The organism is Mesorhizobium sp. B2-4-14, assembly GCF_006442155.1.
Taxonomy (GTDB): domain Bacteria; phylum Pseudomonadota; class Alphaproteobacteria; order Rhizobiales; family Rhizobiaceae; genus Mesorhizobium.
In genome coordinates this window covers 187,409-212,735 of sequence record NZ_VFVA01000006.1, presented here as the reverse complement: position 1 = coordinate 212,735, position 25,327 = coordinate 187,409, and the positions used below count along the sequence as shown (strand labels likewise).

The 25,327-nt window shown below is 63.1% G+C and carries 19 protein-coding genes; 12 read left to right on the top strand and 7 right to left on the bottom strand.

Going from position 1 to position 25,327, the window contains the following annotated elements; translation table 11 throughout:
• Positions 1-178: 178 nt before the first annotated feature.
• Positions 179-622 (bottom strand): MarR family transcriptional regulator, encoded by a 444-nt coding sequence (locus FJ938_RS08525; protein ID WP_140609921.1) that lies wholly within the window; start codon positions 620-622, stop codon positions 179-181.
• Between the two features lie 90 nt (positions 623-712).
• Between FJ938_RS08525 and hmgA the strand changes: the two genes are divergently transcribed.
• From hmgA to FJ938_RS08505, 4 genes are all read left to right on the top strand, one after another.
• The gene (gene hmgA / locus FJ938_RS08520) at positions 713-2,026 is read left to right on the top strand and encodes a homogentisate 1,2-dioxygenase (protein WP_140609922.1); all 1,314 of its coding nucleotides are present in this window, start codon (positions 713-715) and stop codon (positions 2,024-2,026) included.
• Between the two features lie 10 nt (positions 2,027-2,036).
• The gene (locus tag FJ938_RS08515; RefSeq protein WP_140692779.1) at positions 2,037-2,891 is read left to right on the top strand and encodes an MBL fold metallo-hydrolase; all 855 of its coding nucleotides are present in this window, start codon (positions 2,037-2,039) and stop codon (positions 2,889-2,891) included.
• Positions 2,892-2,982: 91 nt separating this feature from the next.
• Positions 2,983-4,014, top strand: a complete 1,032-nt coding sequence (locus FJ938_RS08510) for a fumarylacetoacetate hydrolase family protein (protein WP_140609924.1) — start codon at positions 2,983-2,985, stop codon at positions 4,012-4,014.
• A gap of 10 nt (positions 4,015-4,024) precedes the next feature.
• Positions 4,025-4,561: a DinB family protein gene (locus tag FJ938_RS08505; RefSeq protein WP_140609925.1), complete on the top strand. Its 537-nt coding sequence runs from the start codon at positions 4,025-4,027 to the stop codon at positions 4,559-4,561.
• An 18-nt stretch (positions 4,562-4,579) separates the two neighbouring features.
• Here the strand turns inward: FJ938_RS08505 and FJ938_RS08500 are convergent, their stop codons facing one another.
• From FJ938_RS08500 to hppD, 3 genes are all read right to left on the bottom strand, one after another.
• Complete coding sequence (locus FJ938_RS08500; protein ID WP_140609926.1) at positions 4,580-4,957, bottom strand: type II toxin-antitoxin system VapC family toxin; 378 nt, start codon at positions 4,955-4,957, stop codon at positions 4,580-4,582.
• On the bottom strand, positions 4,954-5,178 hold the full coding sequence (locus FJ938_RS08495; protein ID WP_023813589.1) for a type II toxin-antitoxin system prevent-host-death family antitoxin: 225 nt from the start codon (positions 5,176-5,178) through the stop codon (positions 4,954-4,956). Before FJ938_RS08495 ends, FJ938_RS08500 begins: the two co-directional genes overlap by 4 nt.
• Positions 5,179-5,239: 61 nt before the next feature.
• The gene (gene hppD / locus FJ938_RS08490; protein ID WP_140692776.1) at positions 5,240-6,352 is read right to left on the bottom strand and encodes a 4-hydroxyphenylpyruvate dioxygenase; all 1,113 of its coding nucleotides are present in this window, start codon (positions 6,350-6,352) and stop codon (positions 5,240-5,242) included.
• 141 nt (positions 6,353-6,493) lie between these two features.
• Here hppD and FJ938_RS08485 point away from each other — a divergent pair, with 141 nt between their 5' ends.
• On the top strand, positions 6,494-6,961 hold the full coding sequence (locus FJ938_RS08485; RefSeq protein WP_140609928.1) for an Lrp/AsnC family transcriptional regulator: 468 nt from the start codon (positions 6,494-6,496) through the stop codon (positions 6,959-6,961).
• On the opposite strand, the gene FJ938_RS08480 is transcribed toward FJ938_RS08485, so the two are convergent.
• Positions 6,958-7,296 carry a TIGR01244 family sulfur transferase gene (locus tag FJ938_RS08480; RefSeq protein WP_140609929.1) on the bottom strand — a complete coding sequence of 113 codons (339 nt, stop codon included), beginning with the start codon at positions 7,294-7,296 and terminating at the stop codon, positions 6,958-6,960. The two genes, FJ938_RS08485 and FJ938_RS08480, sit on opposite strands and share 4 nt — an antisense overlap.
• Positions 7,297-7,614: 318 nt before the next feature.
• Between FJ938_RS08480 and FJ938_RS08475 the strand changes: the two genes are divergently transcribed.
• Positions 7,615-7,959 carry a RidA family protein gene (locus FJ938_RS08475; protein WP_140609930.1) on the top strand — a complete coding sequence of 115 codons (345 nt, stop codon included), beginning with the start codon at positions 7,615-7,617 and terminating at the stop codon, positions 7,957-7,959.
• A 175-nt stretch (positions 7,960-8,134) separates the two neighbouring features.
• Here the strand turns inward: FJ938_RS08475 and hutC are convergent, their stop codons facing one another.
• Together hutC and FJ938_RS08465 are read right to left on the bottom strand one after the other, a co-directional pair.
• Positions 8,135-8,881, bottom strand: coding sequence for a histidine utilization repressor (gene hutC, locus FJ938_RS08470; protein WP_181165592.1), 747 nt, complete (start codon positions 8,879-8,881; stop codon positions 8,135-8,137).
• 6 nt (positions 8,882-8,887) lie between these two features.
• The gene (locus FJ938_RS08465; RefSeq protein ID WP_140609931.1) at positions 8,888-10,243 is read right to left on the bottom strand and encodes a formimidoylglutamate deiminase; all 1,356 of its coding nucleotides are present in this window, start codon (positions 10,241-10,243) and stop codon (positions 8,888-8,890) included.
• 96 nt (positions 10,244-10,339) lie between these two features.
• On the opposite strand from FJ938_RS08465, the gene hutI reads away from it, so the two are divergent.
• The 6 genes from hutI (at position 10,340) to FJ938_RS08435 (ending at position 25,103) form a co-directional block, all read left to right on the top strand.
• On the top strand, positions 10,340-11,566 hold the full coding sequence (gene hutI, locus FJ938_RS08460) for an imidazolonepropionase (RefSeq protein ID WP_140609932.1): 1,227 nt from the start codon (positions 10,340-10,342) through the stop codon (positions 11,564-11,566).
• A complete protein-coding gene (gene hutH / locus FJ938_RS08455) occupies positions 11,563-13,104 on the top strand; it encodes a histidine ammonia-lyase (RefSeq protein ID WP_140609933.1) in 1,542 nt (513 codons plus the stop codon). Before hutI ends, hutH begins: the two co-directional genes overlap by 4 nt.
• Positions 13,104-13,922 (top strand): N-formylglutamate deformylase, encoded by an 819-nt coding sequence (hutG, locus tag FJ938_RS08450; protein ID WP_140609934.1) that lies wholly within the window; start codon positions 13,104-13,106, stop codon positions 13,920-13,922. The genes hutH and hutG overlap by 1 nt, the downstream gene beginning before the upstream one ends.
• 23 nt (positions 13,923-13,945) lie before the next feature.
• Positions 13,946-15,619 carry a urocanate hydratase gene (hutU, locus tag FJ938_RS08445; protein WP_181169034.1) on the top strand — a complete coding sequence of 558 codons (1,674 nt, stop codon included), beginning with the start codon at positions 13,946-13,948 and terminating at the stop codon, positions 15,617-15,619.
• Positions 15,620-15,631: 12 nt separating this feature from the next.
• Complete coding sequence (locus FJ938_RS08440; protein ID WP_140692773.1) at positions 15,632-16,210, top strand: HutD family protein; 579 nt, start codon at positions 15,632-15,634, stop codon at positions 16,208-16,210.
• 289 nt (positions 16,211-16,499) lie between these two features.
• Entirely contained in the window at positions 16,500-25,103 is an 8,604-nt protein-coding gene (locus tag FJ938_RS08435; RefSeq protein WP_140692770.1) for a glucoamylase family protein, read from the top strand.
• The last annotated feature ends 224 nt before the right edge of the window (positions 25,104-25,327 follow it).

The following is a 25,327-nucleotide window of genomic DNA, read 5'->3' as shown; positions in this document are numbered from 1 at the left end:
CTTATGCCGGCGCACCTGAGATTCGAGGAAACCTCTATCCGCGTCGCTTAGAACGACAAGGTCCGCCTGCCTGCCAGTCATGAATCAAACTCCTGCTCTTGTGACAGAAGCCAAACAAAATGAAGCTTACTTTTGTTCCAGGGGACTAGAATGACGAAGGATAGGGCGGCGTTCTTCGCTACGCTGCAGATAACGCCACCTCCAGCGCCGCCACGCCTCTCACGATCGCCGCCCGTTCCTCCGCACTCAGCCTCGCCAGCAACTCCCTTTCAAACGCCTTTGCCAGCGGCACCATCTCCCGATAGGCCGCGAGACCCGCTTTGGTCAGCGCCAGATGCTCGACACGGCGATCATTCTCGTCCGGCACACGCGTCAACCACCGCCGCCGCTCGAGCTCGGCGACCGCGCGCGACACCTTGGTCTTGTGCATGGCCGACTGCTCGCCGAGCTCCGTGGCCGTCATCGTGCCGCGCTGGCCGATCCCGGAAAGGGTACGCCATTCCGGCCGGGTCAGGCCGTGGCGCTCCTTGTAGATGCGCGAGAATTCGCGGCTGACTGCGTCGGCAAGCCTGTAGAGCCGATAGGGCAGGAAGCTTTCAAGTTCTAGGATTTCGGGTTCCATGATACGCACCGAGGATGCAGCGTTCGCCGTTGATAGTTACATTTTCAATGGTTACAAATGAAACCAATTTGGTCAATCGGGGAGGAAGCGATGGCCTTTTCCTATATGCCGGGTTTCGGCAACGACTTCGAAACCGAGGCGCTGCCCGGCGCGCTGCCGCAGGGGCGGAATTCGCCGCAGCGGCCAGCCTACGGGCTCTATGCCGAGCAACTCTCGGGCTCACCCTTCACCGCGCCGCGCGGCACCAATGAGCGCTCCTGGCTTTATCGCATCAGGCCAAGCGTAAAACACACTGGCCGATTCAAGCCGGCTAACTATCCCTTATGGAAGACAGCCCCCAATGTCGGCGATCATGAACTGGCGCTCGGCCAGTATCGCTGGAACCCGGTGCCGATGCCGAAGGAGCAGACCGATTTCATCCAGGGCATGCGCACCATCACCACGGCCGGCGACGTGCTCGGCCAGACCGGCATGGCAGCCCATGTCTATGTCGCCAACACATCGATGATCGATGATCATTTCTTCAACGCCGACGGTGAGTTGCTGATCGTGCCGCAGGTCGGCGCCTTGCGCCTTGTCACCGAGATGGGCGTCATCGAACTGCGGCCAGGCGAGATCGCCGTATTGCCGCGCGGCCTCGTGTTCAAGGTCGAATTGGTCGACAAGGAAGTACGCGGCTATGTCTGCGAGAACTACGGCGCCAAGCTGACCTTGCCCGACCGTGGCCCGATCGGCGCCAATTGCCTTGCCAATCCGCGCGACTTCAAGACGCCTTGCGCCTGGTTCGAGGAGAAGGAGACACCGTGCCGGCTGACCGTGAAATGGTGCGGCAATTTCCACGTCACCGACCTTGGTCATTCACCGCTCGACGTTGTCGCCTGGCACGGCAACTACGCACCCTACAAATATGATCTGGCGACGTTTTCGCCCGTCGGTGCGATCCTGTTCGACCACCCCGATCCGTCGATCTTCACCGTCCTGACGGCGCCGAGCGGCGAGGAGGGCACCGCCAATATCGACTTCGTCATTTTCCCGCCGCGCTGGCTGGTGGCGGAAGATACGTTCCGGCCGCCCTGGTACCACCGCAACATCATGAGCGAGTTCATGGGCCTGATCCACGGCCAGTATGATGCCAAGGAAGAAGGGTTTGTGCCCGGCGGCATCAGCCTGCACAATCTGATGCTGGCCCATGGCCCGGATGCGCCTGGCTTCGAAAAGGCCTCGCGCGCGGACCTGAAACCGGTCAAGCTCGACAACACCATGGCCTTCATGTTCGAGACGCGTTTTCCGCAGATGCTGACCCGCTACGGCGCCGAACTGGAAACCCGGCAGGACAATTACATCGACTGTTGGGCGGATCTGAAGAAGCGGTTCAATGGCACGCCGGAGGGCGATTGGTCTTGAGGTTCGTCCGATGAGCGACCGGCTGGTGCTGCTGGGCTCCAAGGGCGGTCCGGCGCTGAGGCCTGGCGGACCGTGGCCGAGTTCATCTCTGCTTGAGATCGGCGGGCGAGCTATCGTCGTCGATTGCGGGCTTGGCGTGACGCGCGGTCTGGTCGATGCCGGCATCGGCCTGAAGGCGCTCGACCTGATCTTCATCACCCATCTGCATTCCGACCATGTGCTGGAACTCGGGCCGCTGATCCATACCGCCTGGACGGCCGGACTGGCGACGCTGGTCACCGTGTTCGGTCCGCCCGGCACCGGCCACTACTGGCAGCGCTTCTGCCAGGCGATGGAATTCGACATCGAGATCCGAATTGCCGATGAGGGTCGGCCGGACATCCGCGAACTGGTTTCGATTGAGGAATTCGGCGAAGGCCAGGTGGTCGAGCAGAATGGCCTGAAGGTGACCGCGCTTCGCGTCGATCATCCGCCGGTGACGGACTGCTTTGCCCTGCGCTTCGAGCACGCCCCCAAATGCGTGGTGTTCTCCGCCGACACGGCCTTCTTTCCGCCGCTCGTCGATTTTGCCACAGGTGCCGACATCCTCGTCCATGAAGCCATGCTGGAGCAAGGCATCGAGAGTGTGGTTGCCAGAACCGGCAATGGCGCGCGGTTGAAAGAGCATCTGCTCGCCAGCCACAGTTTTGCCGGGGACGCCGGGCGCATCGCCAGCGATGCCGGTGTGAAGAGGCTGGTGCTCAATCATCTCATTCCCGCCGACGATCCCGGGATCAACGAGGCCGATTGGATCGCCGCTGTCAGGAAAACATGGGCCGGCGACTTGACGATCGCACGCGACGGCCTTGTTGTGGAACTCGCATGATCCCGAAAAGTGGGAACCGGTTTTCGGAAAGGATCATGCGTAAAGCAAAAGACCAAAGCAGCAGCAAAGCTGCACAAGGAGGGGAAATCGCATGAAGCTTGCCACATTGAAGGACGGGACGCGCGACGGAAAACTCGTTGTCGTCTCGCGCGACCTGACGCGCTTCACCGATGCCTCGTTCCTGGCGCGCACGCTGCAGGCCGCCCTCGACGACTGGCGCAGGATTTCCCCGCATCTGGCGACCATCGCGGAATCGCTGGAGAACAATGCGATGCCGTCTGCCCGCTTTCACGAGCACGACGCGCATTCGCCGCTGCCACGCGCCTATCAATGGGCTGATGGATCGGCCTATGTGAACCACGTCGAATTGGTGCGCAAAGCGCGCGGCGTTGAGATGCCGGCGAGCTTCTGGACCGACCCGCTGATCTACCAGGGCGGGTCCGATTCCTTCATTCCACCCCGCGATCCGATCCGCATGGCCGACGAAGCCTTCGGCATCGACATGGAGGCGGAAGTGGCCGTCGTCGTCGACGATGTGCCGATGAGCGCCAGCCTCGATGAGGCGCGCGCCGCCATCCGGTTGGTCATGCTTGTCAATGATGTCACGCTGCGCGCGCTCACCGGGCCGGAGCTGGCCAAGGGCTTCGGCTTCTTCCAGTCGAAACCATCCTCGGCCTTTTCGCCGGTCGCGGTGACGCCGGATGAGCTGGGCGACGCCTGGGACGGCGGCAAGGTCAGCCTGCCGCTGCTTGCCGATCTCAACGGCAAGCCATTCGGCCGCGCCAATGCCGGCGTTGACATGACCTTCGATTTCCCGGCGCTGATCGTGCATGCCGCCAGGACAAGGCCGCTGGTGGCCGGCACCATCATCGGCTCGGGCACGGTCTCCAACAAGCTCGACGGCGGCCCCGGCAAGCCCATCTCGGCTGGTGGCGCCGGCTATTCCTGCATTGCCGAACTGCGCATGATCGAGACAATCGAGACCGGTGAGCCGAAAACGTCGTTCCTGCGCTTTGGCGACACGGTGCGCATCGAGATGAAGGACAAGGCCGGGCATTCGATCTTCGGCGCGATCGAGCAGAAGGTCGAGAAGTACGAGGGGGTAGGGGCTACGAGAGGTTGAGGTTTCATTGATGAACCTTCTGAATCACATGCGCCGCATGGCCGGCAACAATCTCTGGTCGAACGACCGGCTCTATCGTGCCGTACTGTCGCTCCAGCCGGGTGAATTCGAGGCCAAGCGCACCAGCTTCTTTCCGTCGATCAAGGAGACGCTCAACCACATACTGGCGGTGGACCGTCTCTATCTCGATTTTCTGGAAGAGGGCGGCGTCGGGGCAGCAGTCTATGACGATTTCGTGCCGTTCGACGACCCCGTGGACCTAGCGGCGGCGCAGGCCGATTTCGATCGCAGGCTCGTTGCTTTCTGTGATGGGTTGTCGGAGCTCGACCTCGACCGCCGCGTCAACACCGACCGGCGCGAGGATGGCATGATTCCGGAAAAGATTGGGGACATCCTCGCCCATGTCCTCCTGCACGACATCCATCATCGCGGTCAGGTCCATGCGATGCTGTCCGGCACCTCGGTCGCACCGCCGCAGTTGGACGAGTTCCTGCTCGATTATGACGTCAAGGTTAGGCAGGAGGAGGTTGAGAGGCTTCGGCTCTGATACCAACCGCCTGGCTAATCACGCTACAGCGACATCGTAACGGGCCAGATGCGGGTCGGAAGTAAGGATGGTCAAGTTTTCCACTTGCGCCTGCGCGATCAGCAATCTGTCGAACGGATCGCCATGGTGGTGGGGTAGGCCGCTGATGGCATTCGCATGCTGTAACGTCACAACGAGCGGCTGAAATCGCATCTTTGGAAGCAACGTCGGCAGATCATCCGGCGCATTGAGTTTTCCGATCGATCGTTTGATGGCAATTTCCCAGATGCTTGCCGCGCTCGCAAACACCACCGCTTCCGAAGCCAAGATGGCGCGGTGATGCTCGCTGAGACGTCGATCGTCCGAAATCGACCAGAGGATGATATGTGTGTCGGCGAGAAAGGGGCCGACCGTCATTTTACGTACTCGTCCCATTCGGGACCGAGTTCGTCAAAATCGTCCGCAATCCAGATTTTGCCCTTCAATGCGCCGATACGGGGCAGAGGTTCGGCCGCTGCCGGAGGTACAATGCGCGCTGCGACCTTGCCGTGCCGAGTGAGTACGATCTCCTCACCTGCTTCCGCGCGGCTGACGAGTTCGGACAATTTGGCCTTGGCTTCGGCGATAGAAACATTCATGTGCTCGACCCTTCATGACTAGAATTTAGGTCATAATCGGTCGAGCCGCAAGAACTCCCATCTATTCCGCGGCCTGCACTTTGATCACGCCGCGTTTGATCTGGTCCTGCTCGATTGACTCGAACAGGGCGCGGAAATTGCCTTCGCCAAAGCCCTCGTCACCCTTGCGCTGGATGAACTCGAAGAAAATCGGCCCGATCACGGTTTTGGAAAAGATCTGCAGCAGGATCTTGGTCATGCCGCCATCGACCACGCCCTCGCCGTCGATCAGGATGCCGTGCTTCTTCATGCGCTCGATCGGCTCGTCATGGCCGTTAACGCGTTCATGCGACATCTCGTAATAGGTGTCGGGCGGACCTGGCATGAATTTCAGGCCGTTGGTGGCGAGCTTGTCGGTGGCCTCGTAGATTTCGTCGGTGCCGACGGCGATGTGCTGGATGCCTTCGCCATTGTACTTCTTCAGATACTCGGCGATCTGGCTGGTCTCGTCCTTGGATTCGTTGAGGGGAATGCGGATCTTGCCACAGGGCGAGGTAATGGCGCGGCTGACAAGGCCGGTGATCCTGCCGTCGATGTCGAAGAAATGGATCTGCTTGAAGCCGAACAGATTGCGGTAGAAATCCCACCATTTGTCCATCTGGCCGCGATAGACATTGTGGGTGAGGTGGTCGAGGAAATAGAAGCCGACCCCTTGCGGCCGCGGGTCGCGCGCACCGAGCCATTCGAATTCGGCATCATAAGCCGAGCCCTTCTTGCCATAGGCATCGATGAAATAGAGCAGCGAGCCGCCGATGCCGACGATGGCGGGCACGTCGAGCGCCTTGTCGTCGCCTTCGTAGGGCGTCGCACCCTTCGAGACGGCATGCTCGAAAGCATGCCCGGCATCGACCACGCGCCAAGCCATCGAGGCGGCGCAGGGGCCATGCTTGTCGACGAACCTCATCGCATGCGAGCCTGGTTCGGCATTGACGACATAGTTGATGTCGCCCTGGCGCCAGACGGTAATGTCTTTGGTGCGGTGCTTGGCCACCGCCATATAACCCATCCGGGTGAACAGTTCGGCCAGCTTCTGCGGTTCTGGATGCGCGAACTCGACGAACTCGAAACCGTCGGTGCCTGCGGGGTTGTCTTTACTGATTTTTGCGGGCGGGGCGTCGTGCGGGAAGGGACCCATGGCTATCCTCCAAAAATGTGAGGTGGCCGCGTTGGACCACACATAGCGTGAGGATAATGCAAATAGGCTGCACGGTGCTTGCATTCAAACGCTTGAAATGGTCATGTCGTGCGTGAAATATGCACGATAGGAGAAAAAATCGTGGATGAGGCGCGCATCGATCAGTTTGACCGCAAGATAATGGCGCTCTTGCAGGGCGATGCGCGGCTGACCAACAATGATCTATCGGAGCGGGTAAACCTGTCGGCATCGCAATGCTCGCGCCGCCGCCAGCGCCTCGAGGAAGACGGCTATATCAAGGGCTATCGGGCGGTGCTCGACCGCGACAGGCTAGGCTTCTCGCTGGTCAACGTCATTTCGGTGACCTTAGCCACCCACAACCGCGACAATGCCCGGCGCTTCGGCGAATTGGTGGCGCGGTTGCCGGAAGTGCAGGAGGCGCACGCGCTGACCGGCGAGATGGATTACATCTTGAAAGTGGTGACGCCCGACCTGAAGTCGCTGTCGGAATTCGTCAACGGCGTGCTCCTGCCGCACGAATCCGTGCAGCACGTGAAGACGGCGATCGTGCTGGAGACGCTTAAAGAAACCGGCGCGCTGCCGATCTAACCTTTCGATTGCTGGATCAGCCCGTATAGATTGGTGCAGCGGGCGCCGGAGCGGCAATAGGCGAACACCGGGCCTTCCAACTCGTCCAGCGCCTCGGCCTGATCCTCGACATTCTCGGCGGTGATCTGGCCGCTGATCACAGGGATGTAGCGGAAGGCGAGCCCGGCGCCTTCGACCGCCGCCCTGAGCGTGTCCGCCGACGGCTGGCCCGGCTGCTCATCGTCAGGCCGGTTGCAGATGACGCTTCTAAAGCCGGCGGCCTTGATGGCTGCGACGTCTTCGGGCTGGATCTGGCCAGAGACCGAATAATCCTCGCTGATTTCGCGGTATTCCATGGCAGCATCCTCGCAATCTGGTTTGTCGGGGAGTCTTGCCACTCCCCGACGTGGCCGGCAATCCGCGCCGACAGAAATCGTTCAGCGCAGATAGATGTTTCCGGCGAGGAATCCAACTTAAGCCGATCCGGATGGAACGAATCTGTTCGGCATGAGTGGGTGATGGAGATGTTGTTACATCAGTCGACAAGCCACTCGGGTGGAATTGCGGCCTCGAACAGCTTCCTTTCTGGTCCAAGGGGATTTGGCGCCGGCGGCCTTGCCCGAAGCCCATGGCGACTCTAAACAGGCGCGACCCTCAAAACGAAGGAACTTCCCATGAGTATTCGTCGCATCGATGTTGGCCCGCGCATGAGCCAGATCGTCATCCACAGCAACACCGTCTATCTGGCCGGCCAGGTCGGCGAGCCCGGCGGCAACGTCGCCTCGCAGACCCGCGACATCCTGGCGACCGTCGACGAATTGCTTGCCAAGGCCGGCACCGACAAGACCAAGATCGTTCAGGCAATCATCTGGTTGGCCGACATGGGCACTTTCGCCGAGATGAATTCGGAATGGGACAAGTGGGTGCCGCAAGGCCACACGCCCGCCCGCGCTACTGGCGAAGCCAAGCTCGCCGGCCCGGAATATCTGGTTGAGATCATTATCACGGCGGCGATTTAAGCCGACAATGAAGCCGCCAATCTCCCCTTGTGGGGAGATGCCTGGCAAGGCAGAGGGGGGCGCTGTCCCGCCAGCCGTCCCGTCTTCTACATGAGTTCCCGGCAGGCACATTCGAAGTTCGCGCTCTACGGCGTCCTGGCCTGCCGGCCATCTCCCCCCACCAGGGGCAGATCACTCATCCCTGCGAAGGCGTGAACCTTGCCACCAGCGTGTGGCTTTCCGCCGGATAGACGAAGCGTACATGGGTGACCGGGTGCTCCGCGCTCCAGGTGCGGCGCTCGACCACAAGGCAAGGCGCGCCGGGATCGATGTCGAGCGCATCGGCGATAAGCTCATCCGCCGCCATGGCGCGTATCCGATGCTCCGCCTCGCTCCATGGTACACGGCCGATCAGCCAAGGTCCGGCGGCAATTTCCAGAAACTCTTCGTCCCCGGCTTCCGAAACCGCCGAAAGGTTGATCAGGCGCTGCTCGAGCGCGAACGGCCGCTCGCCCGCGAAATGCAGGCCTTCAAGCCATAGCACCGACCCTGCGGCGGACGGTCCGAGCAGCGCCCTGTCTTCAGCGTTGCTGCGCCGCTTCAGGCGCTCCAGCCGCTCGTAGCGGTAGGGCAGGCCGAGCGCTTCGACTTCGATCCTGATGTCGTGGAGTTCCAGCACGGCCGCCTGCGACTGCGGCCGGCGGACAAAACTGCCCGAGCGGCGGCGGCGTTCGATCAGACCGGATTTGGCGAGTTGCGACAGCGCCTTGTTTACCGTCATGCGCGAGCATTTATATTCGGTGGTCAGCTCATGTTCAAACGGGATACGGTGGCCGGGCGCCCAGGTTCCGGACAGGATCTTTTCGCGGATATCGGAAAGAATGCGCTGATGCAGCGAGACTGTCTCGCTGTCCTCCATCTCCGTCGTTTCGGCCATGTTCATCTGGAATCAGCCCTCGGAAAGTGCCGTCATCACCTTGCGGAACCGCTCGCCAACCGCTTCACGGTTCAGGTGCTTGCCGCCGCTCACCTGTTTCTGCCCATGCGCCCAGACGCAGTCGACCTTGCTGCCATTGGCGAAGATCCAGGCGTCGAGGATCGCGTCACCGGTCTTACCGGCCAGCGAGGGGTTGGCGGCGTCGAGCGAGACGAGATCGGCGGTTGCGCCGACGGCGATCTGCGAGGCGCCGGCACCGAGCGCGGTGCTGCCGCCGTCAAGCACGGCGTCGAACAAGGCACGCCCGGTCGAACCGCCGGCCACGGCAAGCACATTGCGGGCGCGATGGGCGAGGCGCTGCGAATATTCGAGCTGGCGCAATTCGTCGGGCAGGCCGATCAGTACGTTGGAATCGGAGCCGATGCCGAAGCGGCCGCCATGCTCCCTGAACAGCGGTGCGGCAAAAGTGCCGTCGCCAAGATTGGCCTCGGTGATCGGGCAGAGGCCGGCGATGGCGCCGCTTTTGGCCATGCCGATGGTTTCGGCGCCGGTCATGTGGGTGGCGTGGATCAGGCACCAGCGCCGGTCGACATCGGCAGCCCCAAGCAGAAATTCGACCGGGCGCGCACCGGCCCAGGCAAGGCAGTCCTCGACTTCCTTCACCTGTTCGGCGACGTGGATGTGGATCGGCCCGTTCGGCGCCAGAGCGGCGACCTCTGTCAGTTCCTCCGGCGTCGCGGCGCGCAGACTGTGCGGGGCGACGCCGACGACAGCGTGATTCAACACGCGAACCGATTCGCGGCTTTTCTCAACAAGCCGCGAGAACCGATTCACATCATTTATGAATCGCCTTTGGCCTTCATTCGGCGCGGCACCGCCGAAGGAGGAATGCGCATAAAACACCGGCAGCAGCGTCAGGCCGATGCCGGTTTCGCTGGCCGCGGCAGCAATCCGTTCCGCCATCTCGGCAAGGTTGGCATAGGGTTGTCCATCGCGGTCGTGATGCAGATAGTGAAATTCGCCGACGCGGCAAAAACCGGCCTCCAGCATCTCGACATAGAGCTGCGCGGCAACCGCCTCGACCTGATCCGGTGTCATCGACAGCGCGAAACGGTACATCACCTCGCGCCAGCTCCAGAAACTGTCGGCGGAGGGGCCGCGAAGTTCGGCGAGCCCGGCCATGCCGCGCTGGAAGGCGTGGCTGTGCAGATTGGGCATGCCGGGCAGCACAATGGCATGACGCTCGTCGTCGGCATGCGCGGCCACGCCGGCATCGATCGCGGAAATCAGCCCTCCGCTCATGGCGATCCGAACATTATTCTGCCAGCCTCCCGGCAGGAGTGCCTGTTCCGCGAAGATTGTCGTCACGCTCGTCTCCGAATCCGGTTCGCCGATAACAATAGCACTTGCAGTGCAAGTTAATATGTATATACATAATCGCCATCCTTTCAAATGGAAAAGATAATGGCTGGAGAGAGCAGGGCAGGAGGACTTCGTCTTTGGCGCAATGCGCGCCTGGCGACCATGGCCGAGAGTGCGGCCGGACTCGGCATCGTCGAGAAGGGCGCGGTCGCGGCGCGAGATGGGCTGATCGTCTATGCGGGCGCCGAGGCCGAAATGCCGATGGCGTTCGCGGGAGGGGAAACCGTCGACTGCGAGGGCCGCTGGATCACGCCCGGGCTGATCGACTGCCACACCCATCTGGTCCATGCCGGCAACCGCGCCAACGAGTTCGAGATGCGGCTGGCCGGCGCCACCTATGAAGAGGTCGCCAGGGCCGGCGGTGGCATCGTGTCATCGGTCAAATCCTTGCGGGCCGCCAGCGAGAACGAACTGGTCGCCCAGTCCCTGCCCCGCCTCGACGCGCTGATCGCCGAGGGCGTAACCACCGTGGAAGTGAAATCGGGCTACGGACTCGACCTCGAAAACGAGCAGAAATCGCTGCGCGCGGCCCGCCAACTTGGCGATCGGCGGCCGGTGACGATCCGCACGACCTTCCTCGGCGCCCATGCGCTGCCGCCGGAAGCCAAGGGCGACAAGGACGCCTTTATCGATCTGGTCGCCAGGCAGATTCTCCCTGCCGTTGCCGCCGAAGGACTGGCCGATGCGGTCGACGGTTTTTGCGAGGGCATAGCGTTTTCGCCGGAACAGATGGCGCGCGTCTTCGACGCCGCCAAGGCCGCAGGCCTGCCGGTCAAGCTCCACGCCGACCAGCTGTCCAACCTGCACGGCGCCGAACTCGCCGCCCGCTATGGCGCGCTGTCGGCGGATCATCTCGAATACACCGATGAAGCAGGCGCCGTGGCCATGGCCAAGGCGGGAACCGTGGCGACGATCCTGCCCGGTGCCTACTACTTCATTCGCGAGACGAAGAAGCCGCCGATCGACCTGTTCCGCCGGCATGGAGTCAAGATGGCGGTCGCCACCGACAACAATCCCGGCACTTCGCCACTGACCTCGCTGCTGCTGACCATGAACATGGCGGCGACATTGTTCGGCATGACGGTCGATGAATGTCTTGCCGGCGTTACCCGCGAGGCCGCCCGCGCGCTGGGGCTGTTGAAGCAGACCGGCACGCTGGGAGCGGGAAAATCCGCCGACCTGGCGATCTGGGACATCGAGCGTCCCGCCGAACTCGTTTATCGCATGGGCTTCAATCCGCTGCATGCCCGTATCTGGAGAGGACAATGAACGAACTGACCTTGAAGCCCGGCAATGCGACGCTGGCCGACTGGCGCGCCATTTACCGTGGTGCCGTGCCGAGACTTGACGATGCTTGCCGTCCAAAGATCAAGGCGAGCGCCGAAGCGGTCGCCAGGATCGTTGCCAAGGGTGAGCCTGTGTATGGCATCAACACCGGCTTCGGCAAATTGGCCAGTGTGCGCATCCCGGCTGGCGATCTCGAAACCTTGCAGCGCAACATCGTGCTGTCGCATGCCGCTGGCGTCGGCGAGCCGATGCCGGTGGCCGTTGCCCGCCTGATGATGGCGCTGAAGCTTGCCAGCCTGGCGCAGGGTGCATCCGGCGTGCGACCCGAGACCATTCAGCTGCTCGAAGCGATGCTCGCCAACGACGTCATCCCGGTGGTGCCGGCGCAAGGCTCGGTCGGCGCGTCGGGCGATCTGGCGCCGTTGTCGCACATGACGGCGGTGATGATTGGTGTCGGCGAATGCTTTACCCCGCATGGCCGTTTCCCGGCCAAGGTTGCCTTCGTCTCGCATGGGCTGGAGCCGGTCACATTGGGCGCAAAGGAGGGTCTGGCGCTGCTCAACGGCACGCAGTTTTCGACGGCCTATGCGCTGGCCGGCCTGTTCGAGGCCGAAGTGCTCTACCAGTCGGCGCTGGTCGCGGGGGCGCTGTCGACCGACGCGGCCAAGGGTTCCGACGCGCCTTTCGATCCGCGCATTCATCTGTTGAGAAAGCACCATGGCCAGATCGAGACGGCGGAGGCGCTGCGCAATCTGATGGCCGGCAGCGCCATCCGTGAATCGCACCGCGTCGGCGACGAGCGCGTGCAGGACCCGTACTGCCTGCGCTGCCAACCGCAGGTGATGGGCGCCGCGCTCGATGTGCTGCGCAAAGCCGCCGATACGTTGGAAACCGAGGCCAATGGCGTCACCGACAATCCGCTGATCTTCGCCGAGGACGACACCGCGCTTTCCGGCGGCAATTTCCACGCCGAGCCGGTCGCTTTTGCCGCCGACATGATCGCGCTGGCCGTCTGCGAGATCGGCTCGCTTTCGGAACGCCGGATCGCCATGCTGGTCGACCCGGCGCTGTCGGGCATGCCGGCCTTCCTGACGCCGAAGCCCGGCCTGAATTCCGGTTTCATGATCCCGCAGGTGACGGCGGCTGCTCTCGTTTCGGAAAACAAGCAGAAAGCCTATCCGGCCAGCGTCGATTCGATCCCGACCTCGGCCAATCAGGAGGACCACGTTTCGATGGCCGCGCACGGCGCGCGCCGGCTGATCGGCATGGTCGAGAACGCCACGGCGGTGATCGGCATCGAACTGCTGGCTGCCGCACAAGGCTGCGATTTCCACCAGCCATTGGCGTCGAGCGATCCGTTGGAGGCCGTGCGCAAGCTGGTCCGGGCCGAAGTTCCCCATCTCGACAACGACCGGCATTTCCATCCCGATATGGAAAAAGCCATCGCCATGGTGCGCAGCGGCGCAGCCGCCAAGGCCGCTGGCGCGGTGGCGCTGCCGTCGATCGCGGGAGCAGCGTGATGGCTGCCGCTCCCTGGCTCACCGTCAGGCAAGGCACGGCGCCGCTGCTGGTGTCGATCCCGCACACCGGTATCGACCTTGCCGACATCGAGAGCCGGCTTGTCTCGACTTGGCTAGGTCGGCGCGACTGCGACTGGTGGATCGACAAGCTCTATGATTTCGCCACCGACCTTGGCGCCACCGTCGTGCACACCGCCATCTCGCGCACCGTCATCGACGTCAACCGCGACCCTTCCGGCGTCTCGCTTTATCCCGGACAGGCGACAACCACGCTTTGCCCGACCGACACGTTCGACGGCGATCCCCTCTATCGCATGGGCGAGGAGCCGACCCCGTCCGAGATCGACCAGCGCCGCGAGACCTATTTCAAGCCCTACCACGCCGCCCTTAAAGCCGAGATCGACCGGCTGCGCGGCATGCATGAAAAGATCGTGCTCTACGATTGCCATTCGATCCGCTCGGTGCTGCCGCGCCTGTTCGAAGGCACGCTGCCGGTATTCAATCTTGGCACCAATGACGGCAAGAGCACGGATCCGGTGTTGCAGGAAAAGGTAGCCGCCATCCTCGCGACGACTGGCGAGACATGGGTGGTCAATGGCCGCTTCAAGGGCGGCTCGATCACGCGCACCTTTGGCCAGCCGCAAAACGGCGTTCACGCGCTGCAGATGGAGCTTTCCAACCGTGGCTACATGCGCGAGCCGGCGGAGAAGGGTTCGCCGGAGAACTGGCCGGTTCCCTACGATCCGACTTATGCCGCTCCAATCCGCGCCACGCTGAAGCAGATTCTCGAAACCGCCATTGACTGGGCCGGGCGCTGACGCGCCGCCATCCGAAAGGGACAATGATGACCAATCCTCGCCATAACATTCGCGAAGTCCGCGCGCCGCGCGGTGACAAGCTCAATGCCCGGTATTGGACGACCGAAGCGCCGCTGCGCATGCTGATGAACAACCTCGATCCCGACGTTGCCGAAAACCCCAACGAGCTGGTCGTCTATGGCGGCATCGGGCGGGCGGCGCGCACCTGGAACGATTTCGACCGCATCGTCGCTTCGCTGAAGACGCTCGGCGAGGACGAGACGCTGCTGGTGCAGTCGGGCAAGCCGGTCGGTGTGTTCCGCACCCATCCGGATGCGCCGCGTGTGCTGATCGCCAACTCCAACCTGGTGCCGCACTGGGCGACCTGGGAAAAATTCAACGAGCTCGATAAGAAGGGCCTGATGATGTACGGCCAGATGACGGCCGGCTCCTGGATCTACATCGGCACGCAGGGCATCGTGCAGGGCACCTACGAGACCTTCGTCGAGGCCGGCCGCCAGCATTATGGCGGCGACCTGAAGGGCAAATGGATCCTGACCGGCGGTCTTGGCGGCATGGGCGGTGCCCAGCCGCTCGCGGCCGTCATGGCCGGTGCCTGCTGCCTGGCGATCGAATGCAACCCGGATTCGATCGATTTCCGCCTGCGTACCCGCTATGTCGACGAGAAGGCCGAGACGCTCGACGAGGCGATGGAAATGATCGAACGCTGGACCAAGGCCGGCGAGGCGAAGTCCGTCGGCCTGCTCGGCAATGCCGCCGAGATCGTGCCCGAGATGTTCAGGCGCGGCATCCGCCCCGATATGGTCACGGACCAGACTTCGGCTCACGACCCCATCAATGGCTATCTGCCGAAGGGCTGGACCATGGCCGAGTGGCGCGAGAAGCGTGTCAGCGATCCGAAGGCGGTCGAGAAGGCGGCGCGCGCCTCGATGCGCGAACATGTCGAGGCGATGGTGGCGTTCTGGAATGCCGGCGTGCCGACGCTCGACTACGGCAACAACATCCGCCAGGTGGCCCTGGAAGAAGGTTTTGAGAACGCCTTCGCCTTTCCGGGTTTTGTGCCGGCCTATATCCGCCCGCTGTTCTGCCGCGGCATTGGCCCGTTTCGCTGGGCAGCCCTTTCCGGCGATCCGGAGGACATCTACAAGACTGACGCCAAGGTGCGCGAGCTGACCCCTGGCAATACCCACCTGCACAACTGGCTGGACATGGCGCGCGAGCGCATCTCCTTCCAGGGCCTGCCGGCGCGTATCTGCTGGGTTGGCCTCGGCGATCGCCACCGGCTCGGTTTGGCCTTCAACGAGATGGTGGCCAGGGGCGAGCTCAAGGCCCCGGTCGTCATCGGCCGCGACCACCTCGATTCCGGCTCCGTCGCCTCGCCGAACCGTGAGACCGAGGCGATGAAAGACGGTTCCGACGCCATCTCCGACTGGCCGCTGCTTAACGCGCTTCTCAACACGGCGTCCGGCGCCACCTGGGTGTCGCTGCACCACGGCGGCGGCGTCGGCATGGGCTTCTCGCAGCATGCCGGCATGGTCATCGTCGCCGATGGCACGCCCGAGGCGGCAAAGCGGCTGGAGCGGGTGCTGTGGAACGACCCGGCGACCGGTGTCATGCGCCATGCCGATGCCGGGTACGAGATCGCCATCGAATGCGCCAAGGAGCACCAGCTCGACCTGCCCGGCATTCTCGGATAACGGGCTGACGTCATGCGCGTCCTGCGGGCAGCCGAATATAAGTCGATGCCATGGAAGAACGGCGGCGGGGTGACGACGGAAATCGCCGTCTCGCCCGCTGGCGCCGGGCTCGACGATTTCGACTGGCGCGTGTCGATGGCCCGCGTCGAAAGCAGCGGGCCATTCTCCCGTTTTGCCGGGATCGACCGCACGCTGTCGGTGCTGGAAGGCGAGGGCATCGTGCTTGATATCACCGGTCAGCCGTCGACACGGCTGGCGCCGGCTACCGCGCCTTTTTCCTTCCCAGCCGACCTGCCCACGAGTGCCGCCCTGATCGCCGGCCCGATCACAGACCTCAACGTCATGACTCGCCGCGGCCGCATGCTGCATTCGGTCGAACGCCTGGCGATTTCGCGGCCTGTGGAAATCGTGACCCGGGCCGGTTCGATCCTCATCCTTTGTCACGACGGCGAAGCCGTTTTTCCCGATGCCGGGCCAATTCGCCTAGGGCCTCTCGACGCGCTGCTGCTCGGGCCGGATCCTTCGGTCCTGCGGGCTGAGCCCGCCCGGAATGCGACGCTGTTCGTGGTCCGGATAGCCGCTGCGGCCTGATGCCTTCGCGCTAACGGTTACCGCCTGTTTCCAAACATGATCGCGATGTCGGCGAAATATAGCGTAAGCTGTCGGCGGCACCACGAAAAAGCCTGAATCCTCGCCGCCGATCAGTGCCGACGGGAGCGAGGGGCGCTCGTCTTAGAATCTTGTCGAGAGATGACGCCCTGTCGTGGTGCGGAAACAAACTTTCGGCAAGTGGGATTATGCAACCAATTGCATTTGAATCGGTTTTAGGGCCATTGCCGTGGCGGTGACGCCGCTGAGTGCTCCGCTTACGGAATTTTCAATGAATATTCAGACGAACCCAGCCCAGATCGAGAAGACAAGCGCGAGCTTCCCGGTCATCACGGAAGAGCCGATAAGATCGACATTCCTGCCGGAGGAACGCCTCCGGCTGCTTGGCGAAAGCCTGGCAAAGGGGGACCTCGCCGACCTGTTCGGCCTCATCCCATTCGATTTCCAGGCCCGCATCCGCGACAGCGCCAAGAAAATCCTCGAAGTCTATCGCTCGACCAATGCGGCGCAGGCCAAGGGCGAGACGATCACTCCGGCCGCGCAATGGCTGCTCGACAACAATTATCTGGTCGAGGAGACCATTTTCCAGGTCAAGCGCGACCTGCCGCGCCGCTTCTATCGTCAGCTGCCGACGCTGAAGCTGCCCGATGGCGGCACCGTGCCGCGCGCGCTGGCGCTGGCCTGGACCTATGTGGCGCATTCGGACAGTTCCGTCTCGGCGACGATGTTCAAGGCGATCGTCCAGGGTTTTCAGTCGGTCGAGCCGCTGAAGATCGGTGAACTCTGGGCGCTGCCGTCGCTTCTGCGCTTCGTGCTGATCGAAAATCTCCGCCGGCTGGCCGTCAGGGTCAATCGCACCCGCCAGATGCGCCAGATCGCCAACGATGTGGCCGACAAGGTGCTGGCGACCGACGACAGCGCCGACCGGCAGGCGATCCTGGCCAATTTCAGCATGCACGCGCAGGACACCACCTTTGCCACCCAGCTTCTCTATCGCTTGCGCGATGGATCGCAGAACGCCGGCAAGGCGCTGGAATGGCTGGAAGGCGAGCTTGAGAAGACCGGCTCCGATGCCGAGGAGATCATCATCTCCGAGCATCACACGCTGTCCAGCGGCAATGTGACGACCGGCAACATCATCCGCGGCCTGCGCCTCATCAACGACGTCGACTGGACGGTGTGGTTCGAAGGCGTCAGCCGCATCGATACCGTGCTGCGCGAGCGCACCGATTTCGCCGCGCTCGACTTCTTCTCGCGCGACCAATACCGGACCGCGATTGAGGAATTGGCGCGCCGCTCGAGCCTGTCGGAATACCGCGTCGCCGAAAAGGCGATAGAATTGGCCGGTCATGCCGTCGGTGAGACCACGTCAGTCGGTAGCGAAGGCAGTGATGCCCCTGTCGCATCCGCCCATACCGATGTCGGATTTTATCTCGTTGGCCCGCGCCGGCTGGAGCTGGAAAGGGCGATCGGCTATCGGCCGACTGTCAGCCAGACGGTCAAGCGGACCTTCGCCAAGACCGGATGGCTTGGCATCGTCCTGCCGGTCTTCGCGCTGACCGTGCTGCTGCTCGTGCTTTCGGGCAATGCGCTGGCCAATCTCGGCCTGTCGGTGCCGTCGATCGTGCTGATGCTGGCGCTGTTCGCCGTGCCGGCCAGCGAGGGCGCACTCGCTTTCTTCAACACCGTGGTCTCGTTGTTCCTCAAGCCGACACGGCTGATTGGCTATGATTACAGGCACGGCGTGCCGCCAGAAGCGCGCACGTTGGTGGTGGTGCCGTCGCTGATCGGATCGCGCGACGATGTCGAGGAAAACATCCGCAACATCGAAGTGCACTACCTTGCCAATCTGGCGGACGAGATCCATTTCGCGCTGCTGTCGGACTGGCCCGACAGTAAGATTGAGATTGATGCGGCGGATACCGAAATCCTCGAATATGCCCGCGCCGAGATCGCCCGTCTCAACGCCCGCTATCCCTCGGAAGGCGCGCCGCGCTTCTACATCCTGCACCGCCGCCGGCTCTTCAATGCGGCTCAAGGGTCCTGGATGGGCTGGGAGCGCAAGCGTGGCAAGCTGCACGAGCTCGACCTGCTGCTGCGCGGCGACAGTGACACCACATTCCTGCCGCTCGATGTGCCGCTGCCGGAAAAAGTCGTCCACGTGATGACGCTGGATGCCGATACGCGCACCACCCGTGATGCCGTATCCAGCCTTGTCGGCAAGCTTTGCCACCCGCTGAACCGCCCGCATTTCGACGCGACCAAGCGTGTCGTCACCGCTGGCTATACGATCCTGCAGCCACGCATCACCGCCTCGCTCACCAGTGGCGACGAGGCTTCGTTCTTCCAGCGCGTCTTCTCGGCCAATCGCGGCCTCGACCCGTATGTCTTCGCCGTCTCGGATCTCTATCAGGATGTGTTCGGCGACGGATCCTTCACCGGCAAGGGCCTCTATCATGTCGACGCTTTCGAGGCGGCCCTGCAGGGCCGCATCGAGGAAAACACCATCCTCAGCCATGATCTGCTCGAAGGCGCGCTGGCGCGCGCCGCGCTGGTCACCGACGTCGAACTGGTCGAGGACTACCCGACCCGCTACTCGGTCGACGCCTCTCGCCACCATCGGTGGGCACGCGGCGACTGGCAGCTGCTGGGCTTCATCCTCGATCCGCGTTCGGGCGTTCCGGCCCTGTCGCGCTGGAAGATGGTCGACAATCTGCGCCGTTCGCTGACACCGATCTTCTGGGTGATGGCGGCGATCGCCGGCTGGACGCTGCTGCCTTTCACACAGGCCGCGCAATGGCAGGCTTTGCTGATCCTCAGCCTGTTCATGGCGCCGACCTTCGACGTGGTCAACGCCATCCTGCCCAAGAGCGGCGACCAGACGCCGCGCGGCCATTTCTCCGCGCTCGCGCGCGACGTCGCCTTCGGCACCGCCATGGTGGCGTTGAAAATCGTGCTGATGGCGCACAATGCCTGGATGATGGGCGACGCCATCGTGCGCACGCTTTACCGGCTGTTCGTCAGCCGCCAGAACCTCCTGGAATGGCGCACCGCCTCGCAGGCGCACAAGGCCGGCGACAACGACGTCGGCTCTTACTATGGCATGATGTACGGCGCCGTGATCATCGGCTTCGTCGGCCTCGCCATTCCGGTACTGGCCGATTCCACCGGTGCCTTCGTCGCCTTCTTCTTCGCCCTGTTCTGGATCGGCTCGCCGGCGATCGCCAGTTGGATCAGCCGCTCGGCCGAAACCGAGGATCGCCTGCGCATATCGCAGGCCGATATCCATGCGCTACGCACGGTGGCGCGGCGCACCTGGCACTATTTCGAGACCTTCGTCACGGCAGAGCATCACAATCTGCCGCCGGACAATTTCCAGGAAAGCCCGGCACCGGTCGTGGCGCCGCGCACCTCACCGACCAATATCGGCGTCTATCTTCTGTCGATCGTCTCGGCGCGCGATTTCGGCTGGATCAGCCTGTCCGATGCCATCACCCGCATCGATGCGACGATGACGACCATAGAGAGCATGCCGCGCAACCGCGGCCATCTCTTCAACTGGTACGACACCACGACGCTGAAGCCGCTCTACCCGCTCTATATTTCGGCCGTCGACAGCGGCAATCTCGCCGGCCATCTCGTGGCGGTGGCGGCTGCCTGTGCCGAGTGGGCGGAAGCGCCTTCCGTCCATCTCCAGGGCGATTTCGAAGGCATTCTCGACACGGTGACCATTCTTAGCGAAAGCCTGGACGAGTTGCCCGACGATCGCCGCCAGCTGCGACCTCTGCGCCAGCGTCTTGTTGACCGCCTGGATGGCATGCGGCGCGCCGTCGACACGATCAAGGCGCAACCGGAAATGGCCTCGATCCGCACCATCAATCTTGCCGTCTTGGCGGGTGAGATCCGCAAGCTGGCCACCGCCATCCACACCGAGGCGGCATCGGCCCAGAGCGACGTCATCGTCGACTGGGCGGCGAGGCTGGAAGCCACGTGCGAGGCGCATGTCCACGACGCCCACAGCGACGACAACGCCGTCGAGGCGCTGCGCGCCAAGCTCTTGACCCTGCGCGAGCGCACGCGCCGCTTCGCCTTCGAGATGGAGTTCGCCTTCCTGATGCGGCCGGAGCGCAAGCTGCTGTCGATCGGCTACCGGGTCGAGGAACACCAGCTCGACGAAAGCTGCTACGACCTTCTTGCCTCCGAGGCGCGGCTGACCAGCCTGTTCGCCATCGCCAAGGGCGACCTGCCGACCGAGCACTGGTTCCGGCTCGGCCGCCCGATCGTCGAGATCGGCTTCCAGGGCGCTTTGATGTCCTGGTCGGGCTCGATGTTCGAGTATCTGATGCCGCCGCTGGTGATGAAGGAGCCGCAAGGCAGTATCCTGAACCAGACCAGCAAGCTGATCATCAAGCGTCAGATCCAGTATGGCCGTCAGAAGAACGTGCCGTGGGGCATTTCGGAGGCGGCTTACAACGCCCGCGACCGGGAACTGACCTACCAGTACACCAATTTCGGCGTGCCCGGCCTCGGCCTGAAGCGCGGCCTTGGCCAGAACACGGTGATCGCGCCTTATGCCACCATCCTGGCGGCGCAGTTCAATCCGCGTGAAGCCGTGCAGAATCTTGCGCGTCTGCGCGAGATTGGGGCGCTTGGTCGCCATGGCTACTATGATGCCGTCGACTTCACGCCGCAGCGCGTGCCGGAAGGCACCAACCATGCCGTGGTGCAGAATTACATGGCCCACCATTCGGGCATGTCGATCGCCGCCGTCGCCGACGCCATCTTCGAAGGCCGCCTGCGCGATCGCTTCCACAGCGATCCGGTGATTGAATCGGCTGAACTGCTGCTGCAGGAGAGGGCGCCGCGCGATATCCCGACGGCGACCGTGCGCACCGAGGCGGACGAGCGCGCCAAGGACGAGACCGAAACCGAGAGCCCCGACACCCGCATCGTGCTCGATCCCTTGCGGGCATTGCGTTCCACCAATGTGATGTCGAACGGCCGCTATTCGGTGATGGTCACCGCGACCGGCTCCGGCTACAGCCATTGGGGCGATCTTTCCGTCACCCGATGGCAACCCGACCCGGTCGAGGATCGGCTTGGCTCCTATATCTTCTTGCGTGATGCAGCCACAGGCGATTGGTGGTCGGCGACGTCAGAGCCCAAGCGTGCGACCGAGGAAAGAACGCAGACCCTGTTTTCCGACGACAAGGCGAGCTTCGTCAAAACGGTCGGCACGCTGCGCTCCGAGGTTGAATGCATCGTCATCTCCGAAGGCAATGGCGAAGGCCGGCGCGTCACAATTTTCAACGAGGGCCCCGCTGACCGTCATATCGAGGTGACCTCCTTTGCCGAGCTGGTGCTGGGTTCGGAGGCCTCCGACAACGCGCATCCGGCCTTCTCGAAGATGTTCGTGGAGACGGAAATCGCCGCCAACAATGGCGCGATCTTCGCCACGCGCCGCAAGCGTGAAACCAGTGAGCCCGATGTCACCCTGGTGCATTTCGTCACCGATCCGTCGGGGCCGGCGCGCGATGCCGAGGCCGAGACCGACAGGCGCGCCTTCATTGGCCGAGGCCGCACCATCGTCGACGCAGCCGCCTTCGATCCAGGCGCCAGGCTCGGCGGCCATTCCGGTTTCACGCTCGATCCCATCGCTTCGCTGCGCCGCCAGGTGCGCGTGCCCGCCAACAAGAAGATCTCGCTGACCTTCTGGACCGTGGTCGGTGCCAACCGCGCCGAACTGGTGGAAGCCATCAACCGGCTCGACCATCAGGAGAGCTTTGCCCGCCAGGCCATGCTCGCCTGGACGCGCAGCCAGGTACAGACCCGCCATATGGGCCTCAGCCTGACCGATGCCGCCAACGTGCAGAAACTGGCGCGTTATCTGATCTATCCGGATTCATTCCTGCGCCTGCCGGCCGAATCCATCGCCTCCGGCCTCGGCAAGCAGTCAAGCCTGTGGCCGACCAGTATTTCGGGCGATTTCCCGATCTTCCTGGTCAGGATCGGCGATGTGGCCGACCTGGAGATCGTTGCCCAGGCGCTGCGCTTCCAGGAATATATGCGCACCCGTGGCATGATGATCGACTTCGTCGTCGTCAACGAGCAGGCCTCGTCTTACGTCCAGGATCTGCAGCGTGCGGTCGAGACGCTGTGCGAAAACAGCCGTTTGCGCGGCAAGGAGCTTGGGCCGAGACAGCACATTTTCGCGGTGCGTCGCGATCTGATGGAAGAAACCACCTACAAGACGCTGCTCGCCGTTGCCCGGGTGGTGCTGCATACGCGCAACGGCACCATCTTCGATCAGATCGAGCGGGCCGAGGCGGCTGCCCTGCAGGCGCGCGACGGACTGGTGCCGGCCGGATTGCTGGCTCCGCGCGAAATTCAAGCGACGGCTCCGATCGCGCATGCACATGCCTCGCAGGCCGTGACGGTTGCCAGCGCCGATGGCTCCGGCCTCAGCCAGTGGAATGGTTTCGGCGGTTTCGACGGCGACGGGCGGCACTATGTGGTGCGGCTGGCTGGCCGGCGCACCACACCGCAGCCCTGGATCAATGTCGTCTCCAACGCTTCTTTCGGCTTCCACACTTCGGCCGAGGGGGCTGCCTTCACCTGGAGCCGCAACAGCCGCGACTACCAGTTGACGCCGTGGTCCAATGATCCGGTTTCCAACCGGCCGGGCGAGGGCATCTACATCTATGATCAGGCAAGCGGCCGGGCGTTCTCGCCGCTAGCCGCGGTGGTGCGCGATCCCTCGGTGACCTACGAAGCCTGGCACGGCCAGGGTTTCTCGACCTTCCGCGCCAAGCGTGGGGCCTTGTCGATGGACCTGACCCATGTCGTCGATCCGGTCGATCCGGTGAAGATCACACGGCTGCGCATCCAGAATTCTGGCTCGGTACCGGCGCGGCTGCGCGTCTATGCCTATGCCGAATGGGTGCTTGGCGGGCATCGGTCCCGCACCGCGGCAACCATCGTCCCGTCCCGCGACGGGGCGACCGGCGCGTTGCTGGCGCAAAACCCCTACGGGCTCGATTTCAGCGAGCGGGTGGCTTTCCTTGCCGCCGATGCCGGCGTCCACTCGGTGACGGCCGACCGCTCGGAGTTCCTCGGCCGGCATGGTTCCAGCGAACTGCCGCAGGCGGTGCTGAGTGGTGCGGCGCTGTCGGGCCGCGTCGAGGCCGGAGACGATCCTTGCGCGGCGATTGCCCGCGACATCGAAATCCCCGCCGGCGGCGACGTCACGCTGCTCTGGCTGCTCGGCGATGCCGAGTCCTCGGCTCATGCGAGTGCTCTGGTGCAGAAGCATCGGGGCAAGGATTTCGATCAGCGCCTGGCCGACAATGAGCGCGAGTGGCGCGGCTTCCTCGACACCATCCAGGTCGAGACGCCGGATAAGGCGCTCGATGCCATGGTCAATCACTGGCTGCCCTATCAAAGCCTTGCCTGCCGCATCCGGGCCCGCTCGGCCTTTTACCAGGCAAGCGGCGCCTTTGGCTTCCGCGACCAGTTGCAGGACACGCTGGCACTGCTGGCGCATGATCCGACGCTGGCACGCGACCAGATCCTCAACGCCGCACGGCGGCAATTCCCGGAAGGCGACGTGCAGCATTGGTGGCTGCCGCGCACCGGAGCCGGCGTGCGCACCATGATCTCCGACGACGTGGTCTGGCTGGCCCACGCCACGGCGCGCTACCTCTCGGTGACCGGCGACGCCGGCATCCTGAAGGAGCAATTGCCTTTCATCGATGGGCAGGCGCTGGGCGAGGGCGAGCACGACGCGTTCTTCACCCCGGAAATATCGAAAAAGACGGTGTCGCTTTACGACCATTGCGCGCGTGCGCTCGACCTGGCCATCAAGCGCAGCAGTCCCGCCGGTCTGCCGCTGATCCTTGGCGGCGACTGGAACGACGGCATGAACCGTGTCGGCGAGCACGGCAAGGGCGAGAGCGTGTGGCTGGGCTGGTTCCTGCTGAAGACGCTGGGCGACTTCGCCGCCGTCGCCAAGAGCGAAGGCGACAGCAAGCGCGCCCAGGCCTGGGCCAAGCATGCCGAGGTCCTGAAGCGGGCTCTTGAAAGCACCGCATGGGACGGCGAATGGTACCGGCGCGGCAGTTTCGATGACGGCACGCCGCTGGGTTCCCGCACGTCGCAGGAGTGCAAGATCGACTCCATCGCCCAGTCCTGGAGCGTGCTTTCGGGCGAGGGCGACCCGGCGCGATCGACAACTGCGATGCAGCAGGCGACGAACCTGCTCGTCGACGACCAGCTCAAGATCGTCAAACTGTTCACGCCGCCTTTTTCGAAGACGGACAAGGACCCCGGCTACATCAAGAGCTATCCGCCCGGCGTGCGCGAGAATGGCGGCCAGTACACCCACGCCGCTACCTGGTTCGTCATCGCCCTCGCGGAGATGGGACTGACCGACGAAGCTTATCGCTGCTTCTCGATGCTGAACCCGGTCAACCACGCATTCGACGAGGTTTCGGCCGAGCACTACCGCGTTGAACCCTATGTGGTCGCGGCCGATATCTATGCCGGAGATGGCAGTGCAGTCGGTAACAAGGGCGGGCGTGGCGGCTGGACTTGGTACACAGGCTCGGCCGGCTGGCTATACCGCGCTGCGGTCGAAGGCATCCTCGGTATCGAGCGGCGCGGAAAGCAGATCACGTTCCGGCCCAAACTGCCCAGCCATTGGGATGGCTATGAAGCCTCGCTCAAGATGCTGGGCGCCGAGATCAAGGTTCACGTCGTTCGCGATAAAAAGACCAAGATGATCTCGCTTGAAGTCGATGGCGCGAAAACAAAGTCGGCGTCTTTCGAGCCCAAAGCCGGTGGTAAAATCGACGTCATCGTCAAGATACCGGCATAAATCAACAGCTTAGATCAAAAGATCGCGCGTCCTCCGGGGCGCGCGAAACCGCTTCCTGTTTACTTGCGTCCGATCTGTGACGGTGTCCGTTAAACACGCCCGATCCGACTGCGCAGGCCTGTTGTGCTCAAAAATGTGGCAGTGCTCGTCTATTGCCATGATTTTGCCGCAAGGCTGACATTTCACCTTTTATCTCAAACTGTTAGGTGATCACGTCAGATTTC

Bases quoted from the DNA above. Each gene is read 5' to 3' on its own strand.
- FJ938_RS08525 (WP_140609921.1), bottom strand. From the start codon at position 622: ATGGAACCCGAAATCCTAGAACTTGAAAGCTTCCTGCCCTATCGGCTC.
- hmgA (WP_140609922.1), top strand. From the start codon at position 713: ATGGCCTTTTCCTATATGCCGGGTTTCGGCAACGACTTCGAAACCGAG.
- FJ938_RS08515 (WP_140692779.1), top strand. From the start codon at position 2,037: ATGAGCGACCGGCTGGTGCTGCTGGGCTCCAAGGGCGGTCCGGCGCTG.
- FJ938_RS08510 (WP_140609924.1), top strand. From the start codon at position 2,983: ATGAAGCTTGCCACATTGAAGGACGGGACGCGCGACGGAAAACTCGTT.
- FJ938_RS08505 (WP_140609925.1), top strand. From the start codon at position 4,025: ATGAACCTTCTGAATCACATGCGCCGCATGGCCGGCAACAATCTCTGG.
- FJ938_RS08500 (WP_140609926.1), bottom strand. From the start codon at position 4,957: ATGACGGTCGGCCCCTTTCTCGCCGACACACATATCATCCTCTGGTCG.
- FJ938_RS08495 (WP_023813589.1), bottom strand. From the start codon at position 5,178: ATGAATGTTTCTATCGCCGAAGCCAAGGCCAAATTGTCCGAACTCGTC.
- hppD (WP_140692776.1), bottom strand. From the start codon at position 6,352: ATGGGTCCCTTCCCGCACGACGCCCCGCCCGCAAAAATCAGTAAAGAC.
- FJ938_RS08480 (WP_140609929.1), bottom strand. From the start codon at position 7,296: ATGGAATACCGCGAAATCAGCGAGGATTATTCGGTCTCTGGCCAGATC.
- FJ938_RS08475 (WP_140609930.1), top strand. From the start codon at position 7,615: ATGAGTATTCGTCGCATCGATGTTGGCCCGCGCATGAGCCAGATCGTC.
- hutC (WP_181165592.1), bottom strand. From the start codon at position 8,881: ATGAACATGGCCGAAACGACGGAGATGGAGGACAGCGAGACAGTCTCG.
- hutI (WP_140609932.1), top strand. From the start codon at position 10,340: ATGGCTGGAGAGAGCAGGGCAGGAGGACTTCGTCTTTGGCGCAATGCG.
- hutH (WP_140609933.1), top strand. From the start codon at position 11,563: ATGAACGAACTGACCTTGAAGCCCGGCAATGCGACGCTGGCCGACTGG.
- hutG (WP_140609934.1), top strand. From the start codon at position 13,104: ATGGCTGCCGCTCCCTGGCTCACCGTCAGGCAAGGCACGGCGCCGCTG.
- hutU (WP_181169034.1), top strand. From the start codon at position 13,946: ATGATGACCAATCCTCGCCATAACATTCGCGAAGTCCGCGCGCCGCGC.
- FJ938_RS08440 (WP_140692773.1), top strand. From the start codon at position 15,632: ATGCGCGTCCTGCGGGCAGCCGAATATAAGTCGATGCCATGGAAGAAC.
- FJ938_RS08435 (WP_140692770.1), top strand. From the start codon at position 16,500: ATGAATATTCAGACGAACCCAGCCCAGATCGAGAAGACAAGCGCGAGC.